This is a genomic window from Mesorhizobium kowhaii (assembly GCF_003253745.1).
GTDB lineage: Bacteria > Pseudomonadota > Alphaproteobacteria > Rhizobiales > Rhizobiaceae > Mesorhizobium > Mesorhizobium kowhaii.
On record NZ_MZXV01000062.1, the window covers coordinates 1 to 20316 of the forward strand.

General features: G+C 58.7%; 12 protein-coding genes and 1 pseudogene. 8 read left to right on the plus strand and 5 right to left on the minus strand.

The features are described 5' to 3' along the window. Window positions 1-414: 414 nt before the first annotated feature. Complete coding sequence (locus B5V02_RS28045) at window positions 415-1350, plus strand: LysR substrate-binding domain-containing protein (RefSeq protein WP_111547624.1); 936 nt, start codon at window positions 415-417, stop codon at window positions 1348-1350. 153 nt (window positions 1351-1503) lie between these two features. Here B5V02_RS28045 and B5V02_RS28050 read toward each other — a convergent pair whose 3' ends face one another. The 3 genes from B5V02_RS28050 to B5V02_RS28060 form a co-directional block, all read right to left on the minus strand. Continuing rightward, a complete protein-coding gene (locus tag B5V02_RS28050; protein WP_111547294.1) occupies window positions 1504-4974 on the minus strand; it encodes an ATP-binding protein in 3471 nt (1156 codons plus the stop codon). Beyond that, complete coding sequence (locus B5V02_RS28055; RefSeq protein ID WP_111547625.1) at window positions 4971-6230, minus strand: metallophosphoesterase family protein; 1260 nt, start codon at window positions 6228-6230, stop codon at window positions 4971-4973. Before B5V02_RS28055 ends, B5V02_RS28050 begins: the two co-directional genes overlap by 4 nt. Window positions 6231-6712: 482 nt before the next feature. Then, entirely contained in the window at window positions 6713-9697 is a 2985-nt protein-coding gene (locus B5V02_RS28060) for a TrlF family AAA-like ATPase (RefSeq protein ID WP_111547295.1), read from the minus strand. Between the two features lie 408 nt (window positions 9698-10105). Between B5V02_RS28060 and B5V02_RS28065 the strand changes: the two are divergent. The 3 genes and pseudogenes from B5V02_RS28065 (at window position 10106) to B5V02_RS41950 (ending at window position 13218) form a co-directional block, all read left to right on the plus strand. Then, window positions 10106-11178, plus strand: a pseudogene (locus B5V02_RS28065) (IS630 family transposase). A gap of 185 nt (window positions 11179-11363) precedes the next feature. Then, window positions 11364-12365 carry an ornithine cyclodeaminase family protein gene (locus tag B5V02_RS28070; RefSeq protein WP_111547296.1) on the plus strand — a complete coding sequence of 334 codons (1002 nt, stop codon included), beginning with the start codon at window positions 11364-11366 and terminating at the stop codon, window positions 12363-12365. A gap of 619 nt (window positions 12366-12984) precedes the next feature. Beyond that, window positions 12985-13218 (plus strand): MerR family transcriptional regulator, encoded by a 234-nt coding sequence (locus B5V02_RS41950; RefSeq protein ID WP_111547297.1) that lies wholly within the window; start codon window positions 12985-12987, stop codon window positions 13216-13218. 453 nt (window positions 13219-13671) lie between these two features. On the opposite strand, the gene B5V02_RS28080 is transcribed toward B5V02_RS41950, so the two are convergent. Continuing rightward, a complete protein-coding gene (locus tag B5V02_RS28080) occupies window positions 13672-15237 on the minus strand; it encodes an ABC transporter substrate-binding protein (RefSeq protein ID WP_111547626.1) in 1566 nt (521 codons plus the stop codon). A gap of 138 nt (window positions 15238-15375) precedes the next feature. Between B5V02_RS28080 and B5V02_RS28085 the strand changes: the two genes are divergently transcribed. Together B5V02_RS28085 and B5V02_RS28090 are read left to right on the plus strand one after the other, a co-directional pair. Further along, window positions 15376-17280 (plus strand): alkyl/aryl-sulfatase, encoded by a 1905-nt coding sequence (locus B5V02_RS28085; protein ID WP_167458704.1) that lies wholly within the window; start codon window positions 15376-15378, stop codon window positions 17278-17280. After that, a complete protein-coding gene (locus B5V02_RS28090; protein WP_111547299.1) occupies window positions 17262-17924 on the plus strand; it encodes a TetR/AcrR family transcriptional regulator in 663 nt (220 codons plus the stop codon). Before B5V02_RS28085 ends, B5V02_RS28090 begins: the two co-directional genes overlap by 19 nt. A gap of 51 nt (window positions 17925-17975) precedes the next feature. On the opposite strand, the gene B5V02_RS28095 is transcribed toward B5V02_RS28090, so the two are convergent. Then, on the minus strand, window positions 17976-19001 hold the full coding sequence (locus B5V02_RS28095) for an alcohol dehydrogenase catalytic domain-containing protein (RefSeq protein WP_111547300.1): 1026 nt from the start codon (window positions 18999-19001) through the stop codon (window positions 17976-17978). Window positions 19002-19120: 119 nt separating this feature from the next. On the opposite strand from B5V02_RS28095, the gene betI reads away from it, so the two are divergent. Beyond that, a complete protein-coding gene (gene betI / locus B5V02_RS28100) occupies window positions 19121-19753 on the plus strand; it encodes a transcriptional regulator BetI (RefSeq protein ID WP_111547301.1) in 633 nt (210 codons plus the stop codon). A 125-nt stretch (window positions 19754-19878) separates the two neighbouring features. Next, the gene (locus B5V02_RS40205; RefSeq protein WP_146606161.1) at window positions 19879-20073 is read left to right on the plus strand and encodes a hypothetical protein; all 195 of its coding nucleotides are present in this window, start codon (window positions 19879-19881) and stop codon (window positions 20071-20073) included. The last annotated feature ends 243 nt before the right edge of the window (window positions 20074-20316 follow it).

Consider the following 20316-nt stretch of genomic DNA (forward strand, 5'->3'; position numbering starts at 1 on the left):
GAGCACCCTCATGTGCAGGCCTTCTGTACTTGGGTCAAACAAGAGGTGGCCGCGCTTGACTGGACGCAAGTGCACCGGACCGGCGGGTCGCACGTGCAGTCTTGAATGCAGCAACAGTGCGCCCCCGGCCGAATGAGGTGAGGATTCTGAGAAGCCGTCGACGTTGATGCGATCCGCCTCCGTTGGCGCCTGGAGCGATCACAAACGGCGGCATCCGGACGCTGCGAAAACTGCGAGAACCGCGCGATCCTCGCATTTAGTGTCCTACCGGCAAAGTATGAGAGCGGACCCTCTGGCCCCGCGGCTCAGAGACCGAGACCAGAACGCAGGTGCTATCGTTGAGTGGCCTACCCTGGCGCCCGCGAAAAAGACTTTGTAAGCTGGGCGGCATGCCCTGGAAATATGGAAGGCGCTATGGAGCTACGGCACCTTCGTTACTTTGTTGCCGTCGCCGAGGAGGGCAGCCTGACGCTGGCGGCCGAGAAAAGGCTGCACACGGCGCAGCCTTCCCTCAGCCGCCAAATCCGCGATCTCGAATACGAGGTTGGCGCCCAGCTCATGATCCGCAGCGTACGAGGCATCGAACTGACTGCTGCGGGCCGCGTCTTCCTCGATCATGCCCGGTTGGCGCTGGCCCAAGTCGAGGCGGCCCGGGAAGCGGCGCGCCGTGCCGCGGAACCAACCAAGCCATCGTTTGCCCTTGGCTTCCTGACCGGACAGGAAATGGACTGGCTGCCCGAAGCCATGCACATTCTTCGCGATGAACTCCCCAACATGGAGGTCACTGTCTCCAGCCAATATTCGCCGCAACTTGCCGACGCGCTCACGAGGGGCAGGCTCGACGTCGCCTTCATGCGGCCGGAGGCGCAAACACCCGATCTAGCCTACAGGCTGGTCACGAAGGAGCCGCTGGTTGCCGTCTTGCCGAGCGATCACCGTCTCGCCGCATGCGATGCCATAGACCCGCACGCCATTGTGGGCGAGACATTTGTCAGCGTATCGAATACGGCTCCTGCCCTGCGGGTCGTCATCAACGATTATCTGGAACGGTCCAATGTCGCTATCAGGCCGGACCACGAGGTGGACAATCTCGCAATGGCAATGTCTCTGATCGCCTCGACTCGGGGCGTAGCGTTCTTGCCTGCCTACGCACAGAACTTCATGCCATGGTCCGTGGTAAGCCGTCCGCTGGAGGGTGAAGCGCCAACGATCGATCTGGTTATCGGCTACAACAAGGCGAACGCATCGTCGACCCTGAAGCTATTCCTTTCAAGAGTGGACGAACTGATCGCTCGCGTATCGAAAAAGCTAGGCGATCACGCCGATGGGAGCGAGGGAGATGCACGTTGAAGGACGCAGAGACTACTTTGAATAACCGTAACAGCGTCATGATAACCAACTCGAAGGTCCGTTATCCGGCGTGGACTTGGCTAAAGAGAGTCTGCAAAGGGTCAAACATCGAACAGCACGGTATGTCAGCAACGCATCAAGTAAAGTCCAGTCTCATCCGAGCTCGTGGATCGTTACGCCCGGCACAACAGTCTTGGCGATCTCGCATAGGTGCTGGTGATGCGTAAGGTAAATGACCTGGCCGGCACTTGCCATTTCGCCAAACAATCGGAAAACCTCCTCTGACCGGACATGGTCGAAGGTTTCCATGATGTCGTCGGCGATGAATGGCACCGAGGGTCGAAACTGTGCGAACTCGTAGTACCCAGCAAGCCTGAGCGCCAGGTAGAGCTGAAAACGCGCCCCCTTTGACAGCGCGTCGGCGACCTTGGATGGCCCGTCGCGTTGCAAAGCGATGAGCACTTCCCCACCCTTCACAGGTTGAGTTGTCAGGCCAGAGTACTGGCCGCGCGTCATGTGGGCGAATGCGTCTGATGCCCGCTCCATCATTCCGGAGCGATGACGCTCGCGGTAGACGCGCAGAGCATTTCCAGCCGACATTATTCCCAATTTCAGCTCGATAAAGCGGACGGCCTTTTCATCGATTTCCAGAAGGACGGTGCGCCGTTCGGCATCTATGCGGGCTACAGCGCTGTCGCCGCCAATGGCGTCAAGCTTGTCGGTCGCGCGCGTCTGCCGAATGAGCTGTTGTTGTAACGCCTCGTCAAGGTCGCGAAGCCGTTGCTCGGCTTCGGCCTTCTCGATTGCGAGACTGTCGAGATCGACAGGATCCAATATCGAACGCGCCTGCTCGAACCCTTCCACCGCGAGCTCGGACGACACCTGCTCCTCAAGTTCGGCCACGGTTGTGCGTAGGCGATCCCTGTCGCGCAGCAGTTCGTCGCGTTGCACGACTTCGGATAGCGTGGCTACGCCAAAGACGCTCAGGACCTCGTTCTTGCGGCGCTCGTGTGCCGACATCTCGGCATCGAGTATCTCACGCCCATCCTGCAGGCGCTGCAGGTCATTGACGAGGCTTACCTTGGCCTCGCGCGTGCGCTCGGCGCGCTCCAGGCGCTCGGCAAGCCAAATCGCCAGCTGTTCCGGTTCTTCGTCGTTGGTCGCCTCGCCTGCCTCGGCTGCAATGGCGGAAACCTCAACTAGAAAATTGTCTCTGTCGGCCTCCATCTTCTCGATACGGAGTTGCATGGCGTCCCGGTCTTGAAGACATTTGGACAGTTCAGCCAGTTGATCGAGGACACCGCCGACGCCGGGCGTCGAGATGCCGCTCTCGAGCCAGGTGCCCTTGAGCGCATCGGCAACGCCGGCTAGCCATTCATCCTCACGCCGCTCTGCGACTTCGATGGCTCGGCGCCTGGCGGCCAAATCCTCTTGCCTTGTGCCAACGGTCTTGAGCGCCTCGGTGCGCTCAGCGTCCACCTTGAATTGCCTGTCAAGGAACAGCTCTGCCACAGCCATGACCGTTTCCAGGCTGTCACCAGGATCCGAACCGACGCCAACGCTCGCCAGCGCGCCACTCAGCTCCAGGCGTATTCGGCCTTCCTCATCAACCGCGCGCTCGGCCTTCTTGCGGGAAAGCTCGATCTCCTCCCAGGCCGCGAGCGCATCGATCCGGGCAGCAATGCGGTCCTCGATCAGTTCGATCAGCCGTTCGGGGGAAGTTTCCTGACACTCTCCGAGCAGATCTCTTGAGACTGCGAGAATTTCCGAGAGCACAGCCTTTCGATCTGAGCTGTTGCGTGCAAGTTGGTCGCGCGCATGCGCGATGGTGGCCGCGGTTTCCGCGAGGTTGCGGTTTGTGCTGCGAATCTCAACCAGCTCCCGGGCGTTGGCCAGACGGCCTGCTGCGACGCTGTCGTCTCGGGCCAGTGCTGCCGCGAAATCATCCGCCGTTTCGCCAGTCAGGTCATCGCGATGCCTTGCCCAGGCCTGGTCCCGGGCGCGCCGAATGGCGTCCGCCGCATCATCGTCGGTGACATCGACCGAGGCACGAAGGGCATCCAGCCGCGCCGAAAGCAAGTCGTGATGGCCCTGGTGCTCGGCAAGACGTTCGGAAAGAACGCCCCTGCTCTTCCCGAGCTCTGCGGCAAGCGCCTTCCATGCGCCAAGCTGTCCAGCATTCGGAATGGCGACCCTGGCCAATCCCTGAGCATCTCCCGACCAGGGATGCAAGCGCCCGATCGCGGCCTCCCATCGAATTGCATCTGCATCTGCGGCCTCGCGTGCCGCCTTGGTCTCCCTCAGGTGCCCGCTGGCCCTTGCCGTCGACAAAGCTGAAACCAGCCTTGCTCTGACAGGCTCGGGCACCGCCCTTTCTTCGCCGACCCGCTCCCGTGCCGCCTGAAGCGCATCAGCAGATGCCACCGCCTCCTCGCGCGCAACGCGCACGCTGGTAACGATCCCGGATCGCTGCTCGACCATGGTGCGTACAGCGCCAATGGTTGCAGCAGGCAAAAGCAGTTTGGCAGGGTCGGGCTCGGAGGATCTCCCCAGGGCGGCAAGGCAGTTCGCCACGGCATTGTCTAGGATTTGCAGCTCCGTCCTACGACTTGGCAGGTCAAGGCCAGCCGAGACGTGGCGCACCTTGCGGTCGGCCAGGCCGCGAACCCGTTCGGAGATCGCAAGCATCTCCGCGTCCACATCGATCGAGGCGATTTTCGTTGTCACCCGCTCGAGCTCGTCCACACTCGCCGATAGCCGCGTTCTCAGGCTGGCGTCGGTCTCGATCATGTCAGCGACGCTGCCCGTCCAGGTCCGTGAAGGAGAAGCGATCTCAGGCAAGTCGGCTAGTTGGGCTTCCTTACGTCTGATATCGGCAAGGATCGGGATCGCATGAAGATACTTCGCGATCGTGTCGAGCCGAGCCGACAGCACCGACCGTTCGGCGATGCTGCGGTTGTATTTCTCTGTCGCATCCAGGCGCTCTGTCTCGAGGGTCTCGAACGTCGACGCCAAGGTGTCGATCGCCTCCTTCCCGGACTTCAGTTCCGCAAGCCGTTTCTTGAGCAGCGCAAGCTCGGTCCCGTGTGCCTGCTTGCGATAGAGCCTGTCCGCCTCGGCCTCCAGCACGCTCAATGTATCACTTGCGTGCCCGAGGCCGGCGCTGGCCGTGAACAGCAGCTTGCCCAGGTCGCCGCGCGATTCCAAGATTGATTTTCCACCTGCTTCCAGCGTTTCGTCGTCCAACGAAAACATGGTCTCGTATGCGTCGCGAGACAGCCCGGCGAGATGCACTGATATCGCCATCTCGCTGACCGGTTGACCAGTCGCGTTCAGCAATGAGTTGGTGCGCTGTTTCGTGCGTGTGAACGTGTGCTCAGCGCCGCCGAGTTCGAGCATCCCGCCGATGCGCATCGCGCTGTACTCGTGTAGGAAATTGTAGCGGCTGCGTTCCTCGATGCCGAACAGCAGGTCGAGATAGCCGGAAAGCGCGGTCGACTTGCCGGCCTCGTTCAGGCCGAAGACGATATGCAGGTCGGGACCGGATTCCGGTTTCGGCCCGAAGTCGATCGTCCTGTCGGTGAACTTGCCATAACGGATGAGATCAAGTCGCCGGAGCCTCATTGTGGTCCACCGGCCTTGAGGCGGGCGGTGACCAGGTCAGCGCCGTTGGCAAGCACCCTGTCGAGGAACAACTCCAGCTCAGCCTCGTCCTTACCGGCGAAATCGCGCCCGTCAGGCGGGAGATCCGCGATCATCTTCTGGACCAACGACCTCGCCTCGGCACGGAAAGCTTCCGAGCTGGCATCCGCGCGCATGGATTGAGCGAGTTCGAAGATCGGATCAGCGACGCCCTCGGATGTTTCGGCTGCGGATGGAGAGACGTTAAGCTCGAGCTTCTCCACCCAGGTGTCCCCGGTGTGTTCCGCGATTTGCTCGGCTTCTGCGAGCAGCAAGTCGCGGTCACGTATTAGCGCCCAGGATAAAGGTGACGCTCCAGTCAAACCGAGACGAACCACAACATGGCGGGACCTGACGGAGGCGCGCACATCTTCGAGCGCGGAGCGGACTCGTCCGACGACCTCAGGCCATTCAACCGTCCCGGTCAGGTCGACGTTCAGCCGCTCGAATTGCGCGATACTGGTCAGCCGTTCCTCGATCTCAATGGCGCGGTCGTCGCGTATCGTCACCAAGGTGACGGATTTTTCGCCAGCCTCGTTGATGTCCCTGCCCTGTGGAATTCCTGGCATCACCATGGTGCTCGCCCCAGGATGGATTTGGCGGACATGGATGTGTCCAAGGGCCCAGTACTCAAAGCCATGGCTGTGCAGATCAGCGACGCTGCAGGGGGCATAGACGTCGTGGCCGGGCGATCCGGCCAGGCTCGTATGCATGATGCCGACATTGACCGCGCCTTCACGCGGCCCTGAATACTTGGGAAGCAGGCTGTCCGGCGCCTTGGGGCTCGCGAAGCTCAAGCCATGAAACATGACGTCGAGCCCGCCGGCTGTCTGCAGCACTGACTGGGGACGGCCGCCGAAAATCGTGACCGTGTCCGGGAATACGAGCTGTTTCGATATCCGCGACATGGCGTCATGATTGCCACGGATCTTGAAAACCTTGATGCCGGCCTGGTGAAGTCGTGTCATCTGTGACGCCAGAAACCGCGCCGTTTTCATCGACGTCTGATCGCCATCATAGAGATCGCCGGCAATGACCAGGGCATCGACACGTTCCGCAAGGCAGAGATCCACGATCGAGACAAACGCCTGACGGCTGGCGTCTCCGACAAGTTCGGCAAGGTCGGGGTTTCGCATCGCCAGCGAACGCAATGGCGAGTCGAGGTGGATGTCAGCGGTGTGGACGAATCGAAATGCCATTGAGCGGTCTCCGGCCACAAACATACCGGGATTTGACTGCGGCTCGATAGGAACAATATCATGATAGCCGATGCTGGCGCCCGAGGTGGTTGCAATTGAGCAAACTGGGTGCGATGTGTCGGGGCGTTCCATATCGCGTTGAGAAACCCAACACCGACCGAAAATGGGCCGTAAAGCGGACTGTCGGCTCTCAGCGTCCGAGCAGCCGATAGCTGACGCTCAGGTCGGCGAAAACGTCCTGAAACTGCACTCGAGGTAGATGACCGCTTTTCCCGCTATCGCGGCAGAGCGCAAGCCGGTGCGGATAGTCTTCGTGCTGCATGTAATGGACGTACCGGATATCTACGGACTTGCACATCCGCAAAGGTGCGACGGCTCCCGAGATCGTCGATGTCAATGCAGCTCCACCCACGGTGCGGCACGCCTGTTTCAGGCCATTTACACCTGTTGGCATGTATGAATGTCGACGCTCATGGCGGGACTCACGCAATCTGATACTTCAGGCGGCGTTTCACGAATGCAGGCTGCGACCCTTCCAGGACCATCACGATTCGATTGTTGATGGCGGGGTCCTCGATTGATCCGCTTTCATATGAGAATTTGTAGTTCCTCGCTTTGTCCAGCTTAACGTAGACGATCTGTTCAGCGTCGGCACCTACGGCTAGGTTTGGGTTGTGGGTTACCAATATGACCTGCCGGCTCTTCTTAGCATGCCGGATGCAATTCGCCAGTATCGAGAAAATGCTGTCATTGTCTAGGTTGTCTTCCGGCTGGTCGATGATGAGGGGCGTATTGTCCGTGTCCAGTTGGAGATAAAATACCAAAAGCAGTAGGCCCTTCTCCCCTGGCGACAGCTCGTCGAGGTTCTTGCTGCCCAACCTTAATTCATACGACGCTGAGAAATAGTCCAAGGAGTATAAAAAGTCGTAGAAATCTTTGGGATCGACTTGCTCTTCGAGCGAATAGGCGCCGTTGTCGTCGTTGCCCTTCATGATCTCTACGATCTTGGCGGCGAAAGCATCAATGGTCGAGAATTCATTCCAGTTCACGTCGTTCAGCAAGGTGCGCAGGACACCCTCGGGGTTCTTGCTGCCATGGAATGGACCGCGTCTTGACTTGTTGATTTTGCCGAGGAGCTCATCAGCAAATTCCCGATCGGGAACGAACGCCGCGTCTATCTGGACAGAAAAGTCCTCAGTGCGCACCTCACTTAGTTTCGTTTCAACACTCGACTTAACGTCAGTATAGAACTTCAGGATTTTCTTTTTGCTTGAAAATATCAGGTCCGCAAGCTCGGTTCGCGCCTTGCGCACTTCGTCAATCTTATCACCCACTTCTTCTTCGATGTACTTGATTTGCTGATCAAGCGCGTTAATGGTGTCTGGCGCGGGATCGCTGTCAGCTCCGGTGATCGCAAGTTTGAGTCCGTTCCAAGCGGCGAGCTTGTCCAGATATGTCTGATATCGCCGTTGTGGCGCGCTTAGGAGGGTACGCAATTCCTCAATCCAACTTGTATGCAAATCAATCGCGGCGCGAATATCCGGCAGACTGGCAAGGGTCGTGAAGTCTGTTTGCTTGTTGATCTCGGTTGTCGTGCGGCCTTCGAGCAATGAGATCTCGGCTCTTACCGAAGTAATCGCTGCGTCAACCGCTGTAATGTCGATCCGCGTGTGGATAATGGCATTGATGTCCAGCCCCAACCCTTTCGCAGTCTCGTTCAACGTCTGCGTGCTAGTCGTGATGGCTGTGCTGAGGTTTGACAGGCCGTCCTTAAATGATATCAACCGTTGATGTCGGTTCTTCTTCTGAGAAATTTGTTCAACAACCTTCCCTTCGGCCGCTTTCAAGACCTCCAGTGCGCCCGTTCTTTCCTCGATTATTTTTGCCTGTTGCTGGTGTTCGGGAGTCTGTGCGGCTGGCTTCGGCACTTCCGCCGGAGCGGCAGCTTCCAAGGCCCGGAGTTCCTCCTTCTTGGAAGCCAGCTGCGCCCGCAAGCCTTTCATAAAGTGTGGAGCGGACTTGCCCTCAAGCTCAACGATGTCATTGTTGAGCTGCCGGACACGGGCCTTCAAAGCACTCGTTTCATCCTTGCTTTGGAGGGTCTTAAGGTCCTGGAGTTCCTTGAAGGATGCCATCTCCATTTTCTCGGTCTCCTCAACATGCGAGAAGACGACATCCTCAATTTCCTTACGGAATTTGTCTATTTCGATCTCGTTAGTTAGTTGCTCGAAATAGTTCTGGGGTAGGTACCGGACCGTTTCGGGCCTCGTCGTGTCGACGCTCTCGGCAAGGTTCTTTTTCGACGACGTATTGCTGTGCCAGGTCGCCTCGGCCTCGAAATTCTCGGCATACCCTTTTTGCTTGAATTTCTTGTTACGGGGGGAGTCGCTTAGGAACCCAAAGTGCGATTCAAGCCTGCTTTCACCGAGGAGGCCCAGAATGTCGACCAGCGCACTTTTGCCGCTGCCCTTGTTTCCGATGATTGCTGTCAACTCAGGATTGAGAGGGATGTCGACGTTTTTGAACCAAATGCCCTTTTCGCCTTTGTAGCCAGGTTTTTGCCGGATGCCGAGGCGCGAAAGAATCTTTGTTGGCTGCTCAGCCTTGCGGCGCTCGACAGGAGGTTCATCACCGATGAACACTCTCGATTCCGGCTCGTAGCAGATCTGGCTTAGACCGCGAAACGTGAGATCCGCCTTGATCCATGTCGCGGGAAAATTCGCAACATTACCTTCCAAACGCTCGATGTCTGCAAATGAATGGGCGTCACTGCCGGCCATGACCGGTTTAGGAATTGACCCGTCATAGCGGTTCGTTTTTAGGAAATACTCGCCGCTCTTGGCATCCCCGAAGAACGCGTGACATCCCTTGTCGATCTCCTCGGTGATCGCCATTTTCCGAGGAGAACCCTGGTCGGCACTTTTGACTCCGTCGTTCTTGGCGGGGAAGACCAATAGATATGGCTTATGCTTTCCGAAGACGGTCTCGAGCGCTTCGACAACCGCGCGGAACCCCACTGACGCGGCTTCGAAATCGCTCAGTGTTACCAGGTCGGCACATGTAACCGGTGCCCCGGCGCTGTTGGTACGGCTGGTGACGAGTTGCGACAGGAATTTGGAGACTTTGTCTGCAGTACAGTGTTCCTCGTCATTATCGAAAATGACATGGAGATGTGGGCTTTTCCCCTCAGCGCTGATGGCTTCGGAGAGCCTTAGTTCGACGTTGACGAAAAAAACCTTCGACGACTCCGGGTATCGCTTCTTGTACCGGGCGATAAGCTCAAATGAACTGTCGCAACTGAAGTAATCCGTAATCCCAAAAGCTGCAGTTGGTGCGGCTTCTAAGAGGTCGATGTAGCGGTCCCAGACATCGTCGGTCGTTCCGCCGAATGCGTTCGACATCTTCGTACCTGGCGTATGGATGTGAAGGTCCCACCGCCTCCAGAGAGATCCAGGCTTTGCTCCCATTGTACCCCCGTCTCAGCAGCTACCATTGTCCGGCGAGCTCTCGGCCTCCAGCTCGCCCACCTTGCGCATCCGCTAATTCTAAAGCAGGGATTTCCAACATCGATCGACCTGCGATTCTCTTGCAATCCTCTACATGCCAACCGTAGAGTAAACAACGCCCTGTATTTACGCTTCCTGCTTGGGCCAGAGCCGTACCGGTTCAAAGAGTCGATCGGAAAGCGCGCCGCGAGCAGGTTTTCCAGCTCCATCGCTTCGCCCTGCAGCTCCTGAGATCCCTGCAGGTCCTCGATCTGGCGCCCTGTCGCCGCGCGTTCCTTTCCTAACAGAGCCGCCACCTAGTGGATTCCATCTGACATAAGAGTCCGATTAGGGATTCCCCTGTGTGGGGTGCGTATGCGAGTCTGGCTTGTGCGCACGGGGATTTCCTTCACCGTTTCGCCGACCGATCGCCAGCGACTGATGGCGCTCGTCAAGGATCGCAACACACGACAGAAGCAGGTCTGGCGTGCCGAGATCATCCTATTGAGCGCCGAGGGCTTCGGCACAGTCGACATCATGCGGCAAACCGGCAAGTCGAAGACTTGCGTGTGGCGCTGGCAAGAGCGCTTTGCAGCGGAAGGCTTCGAGGGGTTGCTGCGCGACAAAACGCGGCCCTCGCGCATTCCCCCGCTTGGTCCTGAAGTGGCCGAGCGTGTGGTGGAGCTGACGTTGCAGGACCCGCCCGGCGAGACGACGCATTGGACCGCTGACATGAGGGCGCAAGCCGCCAGCATCAGCGCTAGCGCGGAGCGCCGCATCTGGAAGGCGCACGGCCTGCAGCCCCACCGCTGGCGCCAGTTCAAAATGATCCGCAGTTCGTCGACAAGCTGCGCGACGTCGTCGGCCTCTACGTCGATCCGCCGGCCCACGCCATCCTGCTGTCGGTCGACGAGAAGAGCCAGATCCAGGCGCTCGACCGCACCCAGCCCGGCCTGCCCCTCAAGAAGGGAAGGCTCGGCACCATGACCCACGACTACAAGCGCAACGGCACGACCACCCTGTTTGCCGCCCTCAACGTGCTCGACGGCACGGTCATCGGCCGCAATATGCAACGCCATCGTCATCAGGAGTTCATTCGCTTCCTCAACGCCATCGACGCCGAGGTGCCGGCCGGCAGGGCCGTCCACGTCGTCCTCGACAACTACGCCGCTCACAAGCATCCCAGGGTGCGGGCCTGGCTCGACCGCCATCAGCGCTTCACCTTCCACTTCACGCCGACCTCGTGTTCGTGGCTCAACGCCGTCGAAGGTTTCTTCGCCAAACTGTCGAAGCGCCGTCTCAAGCGTGGCGTCTTTCATTCCGTCGTCGACCTCCAGGCCGCCATCAACCGCTACCTCGCCGAGCACAACCGGCAACCCAAGCCGTTCACCTGGACCGCGAACCCCGACGACATCATCGCCGCCGTCAAGCGTGGGCACCATGTGTTAGATTCAATCCACTAGGCAGCCGTCGCCTTCAGGCTTCGAACAGCGCGGCGACCTCCTGCTCTGCCGCAGCAGTGATCCGATCCTCCGCGCTGATTTGAACAAATGCCCCAAATCGAACCGGAATCACGAGAATGCTCGCCAATGGACCGGGATGCTGTCAGGTATAGCCTTGACGGTTTCCCGGATGTGGAGCAGGCAGCATGGAGTCGATCGTAGACAGCAACCTGCCGGCGAGCGCACAGCCAGGGTCAGCCACAAGCGTGCCGTACCTATCCCGGTTCATTCTTGAACGCTTGGGGATAACGACGCACGAGGCCGTCGACAGTATCGAGCATCTGATCCGCGGTCAGCGGGCAGGCAAAGTCTGGTGCGCGCCGAAAGTAGTCGTGCTTCCGGGTGATGAACGCTACATCATGGCGACCCTTGCGGTCGCAGACGAGCCGAGGATGGTGGCCACGAAGTCATTGGTCCTGAACCCGCGCAACCGTAAGCGTGGTATCGCGGTGATCAATTCCCTCGTCACCCTGCATGACAGTGAAACGGGCCTGCCGCTTGCTGTTGTCGAGGGTAATTGGGTGACAGCTCGGCGCACCGCCGGCCTGAGCGCCGTTGCGGCAAAGCGCTTGGCGCGGTCGGACTCGGTCAGCATTGGCTTCATTGGCTGCGGTGTCGAGGCGCGCAGCCATCTGGACGCCTTCTGCGACCTCTTCCCCGTGCGTCAGATTTACGCCTTTGGACGCGGCAGCGAAAATCGGGATGCGCTGTGCCGGGCTGCCGAGGCGCGCGGCCTGGTCGCCATCGCCAGCAAAACCCCCAGGGAAGCAATCGGCGACGCAGACCTCATCGTGACCTCCGTGACTCTCCTGCCGAATCTCGACCCGTTTCTGGATGCGCGGTGGTTGAAGCCTGGCGCTTTCGTCACCAGTATTGATCTTGCCCTGCCCTGGCTACCGGAAGGCATGGGTGCTTTTCAGCGCATCGTAATTGACGACCTGGAGCAGGAGGCCAAGATGATTAGGCCCATGGTCGCGCCCGCGCTGGTCGCCGGTGACCTGTCGGGCTTGGTGTGCGGCGAGATTGCAGGCCGGGAGGGTGCCCAGGAGCTAACGGCCTTCGTGTTCCGAGGTCTCGCCGTCGGAGACCTGGCGCTGGCTGCGCTGGCATATCATCGTGCCAAGACGACCGGCACGATTTCAGGATAGCCTTTGAGCTGGGATCAGGAGCATCAGCAATTTCGCCCTGCGGGTTCCAACGGCAGCGGCGTCGCGTCCGATGCGTTTTCAGGGCAGAAAGGTCAGCTGTTGGCGCTGCTTGCCCATTCCGACGGCGGGACCGATCGACACAGCACCTCCCGTTTGCGGTAGTTCGCACAGGGTACCAAGCGTCCGGTTTTCACCACTAGTCAGCTATCGCTGCCGAAGCGGGTAGGAAATCGTCGGCTCAATCACAGGTACATTTCCACGTTTGAGAATACTCTTACTCGAATCGGATCGGCATGGGAGTGAGAACGTCAGTTGCCGAATTGTACTCACTTGCCGCAATCGTACTCGGCAATATTCACCCGGTGTCTTGTAACTCGGCGTCTGCCGAGCGATTTCGGCATTCAGCCACGTGCGGACGGCAGCTTACAGGATTGGCGACGATGCCGACGAATGGCCGACTTAGGGCGCAAAGCGGTCATCATCGCCTGAGCCTTTCATTGGCAGCTTCGGGTCACGACGAGAAGTCCGCAGTGACGGCGCCGGCATTCTCCTCAGGTCTCGATCCGACGGGGTCGCGGGTGCAACAAGCTGTTGCATAACTCTGCTATCCATAAAGCCCATGCCTGACCCGAACTACCTCACCCCTGAAGAAGTCATCGCTCGCTATCGCGGACAGGTAAGCGAAGGGACTCTTCGCAACTGGCGTTGCATGCGGATCGGGCCATCGTTCCTCAAGATCGGCAAGGCAATCCTCTATCGGAGCGGCGAGTTGGATCGCTGGGACAAATCGATCCTCGTTGTCTGCAGACCCACACGCGAACTGCCGCGGGAAAAGGCGGCACCGCCAGAGTAGCAGAGAGGCAGTTCAGTCGTTCCGAGGTCGCTGGCTAGATAGATAAGCGTTCGGAATCCGTGGTTGATTGGGACGTCAGAGTACTGAGCAAATGCGATCATGCCCAAGCGTGGAAGATCACCAGTGGTCACTCGACACACGCCCCAATTAACGGCCCCACCTCTTCAGCATGGGCACGCAAGCGTTTGATATATATGATGAATCTGATCATAGTATTTTGATCCACAACGATCCCGCTCAATACCCCACGGGCATTCTGGATCACGCCTGAACACGCCAGGAGTTGTCCTTGCGCACACCCTCGGTCCCGCCCGCTGTGGGGCTGCGACAAAGACGTTCATGTCGCGACCAACAAGCCGCCGGTGCTTTACCCGTTGCTCTGCACCAGCGGCAAATTCATTCTCAAAACAGGGCCCGACTTAAGCAGGCGAGCTGGGTCCGAATGACTTTGCCTCACTCGAACCACCATCTTTCGGAGAATTTCTGCCCGTCCATGTCCCAGTTGGAAGCGATTTTGTCGTGCTTGATCTTGTTGGATGTCGCAAACAGATAGTCTGCAAACATCGGGACCACCGTGCCGCCATCGTTTGAGAGGATTTCCTGGGCGTCGAAATAGATCTGAGCCCGCTTCTTCGCGTCGAGTTCGGCGCGTCCGGCAGTGACGAGTTCCACAAAACGCGGGTTTTTCCAATTGGTGTCGTTCCACGCTCCGTCCGGCAGGTACGCCAGGGACAACATGGCATCGACCGTTGGCCGGCCGGCCCAATAGCACGCACACCACGGTTTCTTCGTCCACACGTTTGCCCAGTAACCATCATTTGGAACGCGTTCGACGTCTATTTTGATGCCGCCTTTTGCAGCGGCTTGAGAATAGAGCTCGGCCGCGTCCACGGCGCCGCTGAAAGCCGCATCCGCGGCGGAAAGCTGGACATTCAGGCTCGTCAGGCCTGCCTGTTTCAGATGCCATTTTGCCTTGTCGAGGTCCTGAGTCCGTTGCGGCAACCCGGCTGCAAAGAAGGGCATTCCGGAGCCAATTGGATGGTCGTTTCCGACCGCTCCATGCCCCTGCAGGATTGTTTTGACCATCTGTTCGCGCGGGCACGCCAGTTTCAGCGCCATCCTAACGTGAGGATCGTCAAAGGGCGCCTTGTTGGTCAGCATCGGGAATGTGTAGTGCTGGTTGCCCGAGATCGACTTTACGCTTACGGCCGGGTTCTTCTCGAGGAAGCTCACCGTCTTGAATTCGCAGCGATCCATGACGTCGATTGTGCCGCTCATCATCGCCGCCGTTCGCGCCGTCGCGTCGACGATGGCTGTCATTTCGATCGCGTCGAAATGCGCGCGGTCAGTCTTCCAGTAGTTCGGATTTCGGGTCACCCGAGCCTGGATGCCGGGCTGCCACTTCTCCAGTTTGTAGGGGCCGCAGCCGATTCCGTTGTCGGCAACGATCTTGCCATCTTTCGAAGGCAGGATCGGAATATGGTAGTCGGAGATGATATACGGAAAATCGGCATTCCCTGCATTCAACGAGAAAACAACCTTGTCGGGTCCGTCGATCTTAATGTCCTTTATCGGCTTCAGCAGCGCGAGGGCCGCCGACTTCGAGCCCTCGCCGCGGTGGTAGTTGACCGATGCGACCACGTCCTCAACCGTCAGGCTCCGGCCATCATGATAGACGATCCCCTTGCGGATCTTGAACGTCCAGGTGGCGGCGTCCGGCGTCGGCTCCCAGCTTTCAGCCACTTCCCCTATCAGCTCACCGTTGGCGCTGATTTCCGCCAGGTGATTGTTGAGCATGTAACCCAGCGCGATGGTGAAATTGTTGTCATAGGTACCAGGGTCGAGGCTGTCGGTGCTTGACCCATGCCCGACACCGAACCTCAGCGTGCCGCCCTGCTTGGGCGTGGCGGCCCTGACCGTTGGAACCATAAGGACGGATGCGGCCGACAATGCGGTCGCTCCAACCGTTGCTGCAAGAAACTGCCGGCGCGAAAAGCTGCCGCCCTGAGCCTTGGTCATCTGCCTTCTCCCCTTGAAACCCGACTTGCCGAGCTTTGATTTCCAATCCATATTGTATGAACATGAATTCGAATTCAAGTATTTTGTTTCGAATCGGAACCGACCGATCCTTTGGCTGCCTCAACAGGGAAAATGCACATGAAAGACGCGAAAATTGACGAGGCCGCGAAGGCACGCGTGGCCGAAATGAACGTAGCAGCGGCGGCAAGCAATGAATTCGATTGGGCGGACTTGAGAGATTTCGAGGATGCCCGACGCGGCTTGCTGAGGGACCTTCCCGACCTCGTTATCAAGGACGAGGCCGGACGCATTGTTTGGGACAGTCGTCCCCATGATTTGATGCTTGCCAAGGAACGGCCCGATACGGTGCATCCGAGCCTTTGGCGTTTGGCCCAACTCAACAACATCCGAGGTCTTTTCGAAGTCGCGGACGGGGTGTGGCAGACCCGCGGTCACTCATTGGCGAACATGACTTTTGTTGCAGGGGAGACCGGCTGGATCGTCATTGACCCTGCCAACACGGTCGAGACTGCGCGTGTTGGGCTCGAACTCGCGAACATGGTGCTGGGCCGACGGCCGGTTGTCGGCGTGGTCTATTCCCACACCCATTCGGATCACTGGGGCGGGGCGAAAGGCGTCGACCCGGAGCCCAATGCCCGCGTGGTCGCGCCGGCCGGATTCGAGGCGTTTGTTCTAGCGGAATCCTTAGTGGCATCCGAGGGCCTCGCCCCTCGCAACAACTACATGTATGGCGAACATCTTGGTGTCGGGCCCTATGGCCATGTTGATTGCGGGCTAGGCAAGGCGACCGAAGGCGGAAAGGTCAGCTATCTTCCACCAACAGACCACATAGGGCGCGAAGGCGGGCGCCTGACCATAGATGGCGTGGACTTTTTATTCCAGCATGCGCCAGGCGAAGCGCCAGCCGGCATGCATGTCTACCTGCCTGCGAGCTGTGTGCTGCATGTAGCCGACAACTGCTATGCATCGCTTCACAACGTCTACACGATCAGGGGATCGCTCAGCCGTGACGCGTCCCTTTGGAGCGACTCGGTCGATCGCGCTCTGCAATTTGTCAATGCGGAGGTCGTGATTGGCGGCCATCATTGGCCACGGTGGGGCCAGAAAAATGTGCGCAGCTTCATTGCTCAACAGCGCGATGCCTTGAAATTCATGCATGACCAGGCTGCCCGGATGATGAAGCTGGGATATAGCGCTCACGAGATCGCCAGCATGGTGGAATTGCCTCCCAGTCTCGCCCGCCAATGGCATCTGCGTGGATACTACGGCACTGTATCCCAGAATGTGCGCGCGATAGTTCAGCACTATCTGGGCTGGTATGACGGCAGTCCCGCGACGTTGAATTCGTTGCCGCCGCGAGAAGCGGCTGCAAAGATGATAGATTACATGGGCGGCATCCCGAATGTGCTCAAGCGCGCGCGGGACGATTTGAATGCCGGCAATTTTCGATGGGTCGTCCAGATTCTCGACCACGTGCTCTGGTTGGATCCGCACTGTGCCGAGGCCCGTTCCCTGGCCGCAGTCGCCCATCGGACGCTCGGCTACACCTGCGAAAATGCGACCTGGCGCAACGCCCATTTGTCGGCTGCGAAAGAACTGGCTGGGGATGTCCAGCAGGCCGGTGCAATCCGTGACTCGGCCGATCTTTCCACGAGGATTCCCTTGCGGGCCTTGTTCGATTACCTGGCTATCCGTGTCATTGGAGCGAAAGCTGCCACGATGGACATATTGCTATCCTGGCAGGTGACCGATACCGAAGAAGAGTTCACGACACATCTGAACAACGGGGTTTTGAACCTCGTGAATGGCGTAACAGCAGAGGTAAAGGTGGCATTGACCAGAGATACCCTCACAAAGCTGATTTACGAGCAGGTGCATCCGACGAAGCTACCCATGGCTATAACGGGAGATCGAGCGACATTCGATGCCATGTGGTCGGTCATGGAGACCTTTCCAGACAACTTCTCGATCGCTGGCCGTGCGTTCAAAATCGGAGAGCGATCATGCGCGCAGCCCGGGTGAACCGTGAGAGGCCGTACTTGCAAGGCATTACCGGCGTTCATCCCAGCAAGCAGCCCCGAAGCCTCGCCAAGCGCAATGCGCTGGTTGCGGCCGGTCTGCGGTTGCTCCGCACCAAAAGCTTCGATGAGATGACGATCGGGCACATCGCCGAGGAGGCAGGTTGCTCGGTGGGAACCTTCTATGCTCGTTTCGAGGATAAAGAGGCGTTCCTTATCCTGCTGCAGGAGTATCTTTTCAGCGCACAGGTCGAGGACGCCCGACAAAAATTCCTACCCGAGGCTTGGCAACAGATTGAGGCCGAGGACGCCATCGAAGCCATTGTACGTTTTGTCATCGAGACGTTCCGCGGTGACGCGGAGGGCGTGCTACGCGCTGCCTTGGTCCACTCAGCCGCGAAGCCTGAAATCTGGGAGCCGGCGCGCCGCACCGGGCGGGAACTCGTCGACATCATTGTGTCCTTGCTGTCACCAAAACTTGGCGGCGGCGCCGACGAGCAAATACGGCTCTCGCTGCAGATGTTATATGGCGCGCTCATCAACATGATCCTGCACGAGCCCGGGCCGCTCAAGCTCAACGACTCCGGCTCACACAGCTCTCTCGTTGGTGTGGTGAAGGCTATTCTACTCTACAGACACCCAGCCTGAGTGAGATCCGGATCGAGGTTGCCGGGCTTGTTCGATTGTCGGTTCGCAGCCCTATCGAAAGTCGATGACAAACCGGCCGGCCGCGCGCCCATTGGCCAGAGCCTCCAGCGCCGTGGACGCTTCCTTGAGCGTGATGGGCACAATCTCGTTGCGCAGCGGGCGAACGGCATGGATTGCAACCGTCTCCTGCATTTCAGTACGCGTTCCCACACTTGTTCCAGTGATTGTCACACCCGTAGCCGTTAGCCACTCCTGATTTAGCGGAACTGCCTGCGAGACCATGGCGGCGGCCACAATACGTCCGCGCGGCCTGACGGCAGAGACCATGGCTTTCCATGTGACGGCCGTTGGCGCGAAATTGATACAGGCGTGGGCCCGATGCTCCGCGTCGAACGCTGCTTCGAGCATCTCATCGGCGAGGAACGTCGCAACCGCGCCCAACTCCCGGGCACGGCGAAGCTTTTCGGGATCGCGGTCGATGCCGATGACCCGGGCTCCTGCCCGTGCAGCGATCTGAACCGCATAGAGCCCAAGTCCGCCGCAGCCGAAGACAGCCACGGTCTCGCCGATGCGGACGTTCGCGCGGCGTACGGCGCCAAAGGCGGTGACGCCGGCGCACATGACCGGGGCGGTTTGCAGAGGGTCTACCCCTTCCGGTAGACGCACTGCAAAGCGGGAATCGACGACAACGTATTCCGCGAAGGCGCCTGGAACATTGAGACCATGGGCGCGCTGTGCCTGGCAAAACGGTTCGGCCCCGGCGATGCATTCGTCGCAGGTCTGGCAGGTGTCGTGAAGCCACGGCACGCCGATGGATTCACCGATCTTCCAATTATCGACGTCTCCGCCGAGTTCCACCACCCTACCAACCCCTTCATGCCCCAGAACAAATGGCCTCGGCTCATCAGTTGGTCGAACATCGCCTTGCCAGATGTGGACATCCGTATGGCAAACGCCACAGGCCTCCAGCCGGACCAGGATCTCTCTCGGACCTGGCTTGGGAACCGGCAGACAAGCCAATTGGAGCGCTTTCCGATGTGCTACCAGAACGGCCGCGCTCATCATGCTGGGGTTCATGTTCTCTCCTACCGGCCGCTTGCGGATCTAGGCCTGAGGCCAAGCTACAGCGGTGCAATTTCTTATCAATATAAGAAATTGTTAGCGCGTACAATTTTTTGTTGGAATAAACATAAGGTATGGAATCTGCACCAAAGACCAAAACCCGAATCGAAGATATCCGCCGCGTCGAACTGATCGAGGCGGCGCACCGCGTGTTCCTCAAGAGCGGGCTGAATGGCCTAACAACTACAAGGATCTGTCAGGAAGCCGGCATGTCGCAAGGCATCCTGACCTACTACTTCAAGAACAAGGATGAGGTGCTTTTCGAAATGGTGCGCTATGCAAACCGGGTTCTTATGGACGATGTTGTTGTCCGGTTGCGCCAGGCGAAGACCAACTGGCAGCGTCTGATGGCCATAATAGAAGGCAATTTTCCTGAAGCGTCCTATAACGCAAATACCGCCAACGCCTGGGTATCTTTTTATGCTGCTGCAGCGTCGAACGCCCGATACAACATGCTTCAGCGGCTCTTCTACCGCAGACTGCGGTCGAACCTTTCCTCCGCACTAAACAGTGTTCTGACTCCAAATCGTGTTGATCGCTTCGCCCAGGGCTTTGCGGCTATGATCGACGGACTTTGGCTTAGGCGAGGCCACAGCGAAGATTTGACCGCGGCTGAAGCGATCTCGTTGCTGACGGAGTATGCCGAGCAGGCGCTCGGCGTGGACATGGTGGATAAACTTCGCAAACCGACTGCGGAGCTACTCTAGGTCTGATTGATCCCAGCTATGATGCACGGCATCGTGAGCGGAAGGTCCGCGCCTATCAACCATTTTGACGAGATTCTTCCACGGAATATTCTCGACAATAGGCCGAAGCATTATAGGTGATGACGATGACGAACAAAGCTCCTCGTCCGTGGCGCCTCGATAGAGAAGGCGATTATTCCTCGCTCGTGGACGCCAACGGCGAACCAATATTTCAGGTAGATGATGATGGCGGCATCCTCGCCGATCCCGACGTGTGGATCTTCATAATCGAGGCTGTGAATGCCCATCCAAGGTCTAAAAGCTTCGGAAGCGGTGATTGATCGGGACGTCAGGGTGCCGAGAAAATACGGCCATGCCCAAGCGTGGAAGATCACAACCGGTGACTCGGCACATACCAAGTGTTTGATTAATATAACGATTTAGTCCTTGATGGTTTGGCTCACAACCGTCCGGATCGACACCGTCGAGGTCGGACCAGCGGCGCAAACAGGCACTCTCCGCGGCACTGATCACTGTGCAGCGCCGCAGGCGGCGAACTTGCCGAGGTTGCTTCGCGAAAGATG

Excerpts from the sequence above, each read along its gene's own strand:
- B5V02_RS28095 (WP_111547300.1), bottom strand. The coding sequence starts at position 19,001 with ATGAACCCCAGCATGATGAGCGCGGCCGTTCTGGTAGCACATCGGAAA.
- B5V02_RS28055 (WP_111547625.1), bottom strand. The coding sequence starts at position 6,230 with ATGGCATTTCGATTCGTCCACACCGCTGACATCCACCTCGACTCGCCA.
- B5V02_RS28060 (WP_111547295.1), bottom strand. The coding sequence starts at position 9,697 with ATGGGAGCAAAGCCTGGATCTCTCTGGAGGCGGTGGGACCTTCACATC.
- B5V02_RS28050 (WP_111547294.1), bottom strand. The coding sequence starts at position 4,974 with ATGAGGCTCCGGCGACTTGATCTCATCCGTTATGGCAAGTTCACCGAC.
- betI (WP_111547301.1), top strand. The coding sequence starts at position 19,121 with ATGGAATCTGCACCAAAGACCAAAACCCGAATCGAAGATATCCGCCGC.
- B5V02_RS28070 (WP_111547296.1), top strand. The coding sequence starts at position 11,364 with ATGGAGTCGATCGTAGACAGCAACCTGCCGGCGAGCGCACAGCCAGGG.
- B5V02_RS40205 (WP_146606161.1), top strand. The coding sequence starts at position 19,879 with ATGACGAACAAAGCTCCTCGTCCGTGGCGCCTCGATAGAGAAGGCGAT.
- B5V02_RS41950 (WP_111547297.1), top strand. The coding sequence starts at position 12,985 with ATGCCTGACCCGAACTACCTCACCCCTGAAGAAGTCATCGCTCGCTAT.
- B5V02_RS28090 (WP_111547299.1), top strand. The coding sequence starts at position 17,262 with ATGCGCGCAGCCCGGGTGAACCGTGAGAGGCCGTACTTGCAAGGCATT.
- B5V02_RS28080 (WP_111547626.1), bottom strand. The coding sequence starts at position 15,237 with ATGACCAAGGCTCAGGGCGGCAGCTTTTCGCGCCGGCAGTTTCTTGCA.
- B5V02_RS28085 (WP_167458704.1), top strand. The coding sequence starts at position 15,376 with ATGAAAGACGCGAAAATTGACGAGGCCGCGAAGGCACGCGTGGCCGAA.
- B5V02_RS28045 (WP_111547624.1), top strand. The coding sequence starts at position 415 with ATGGAGCTACGGCACCTTCGTTACTTTGTTGCCGTCGCCGAGGAGGGC.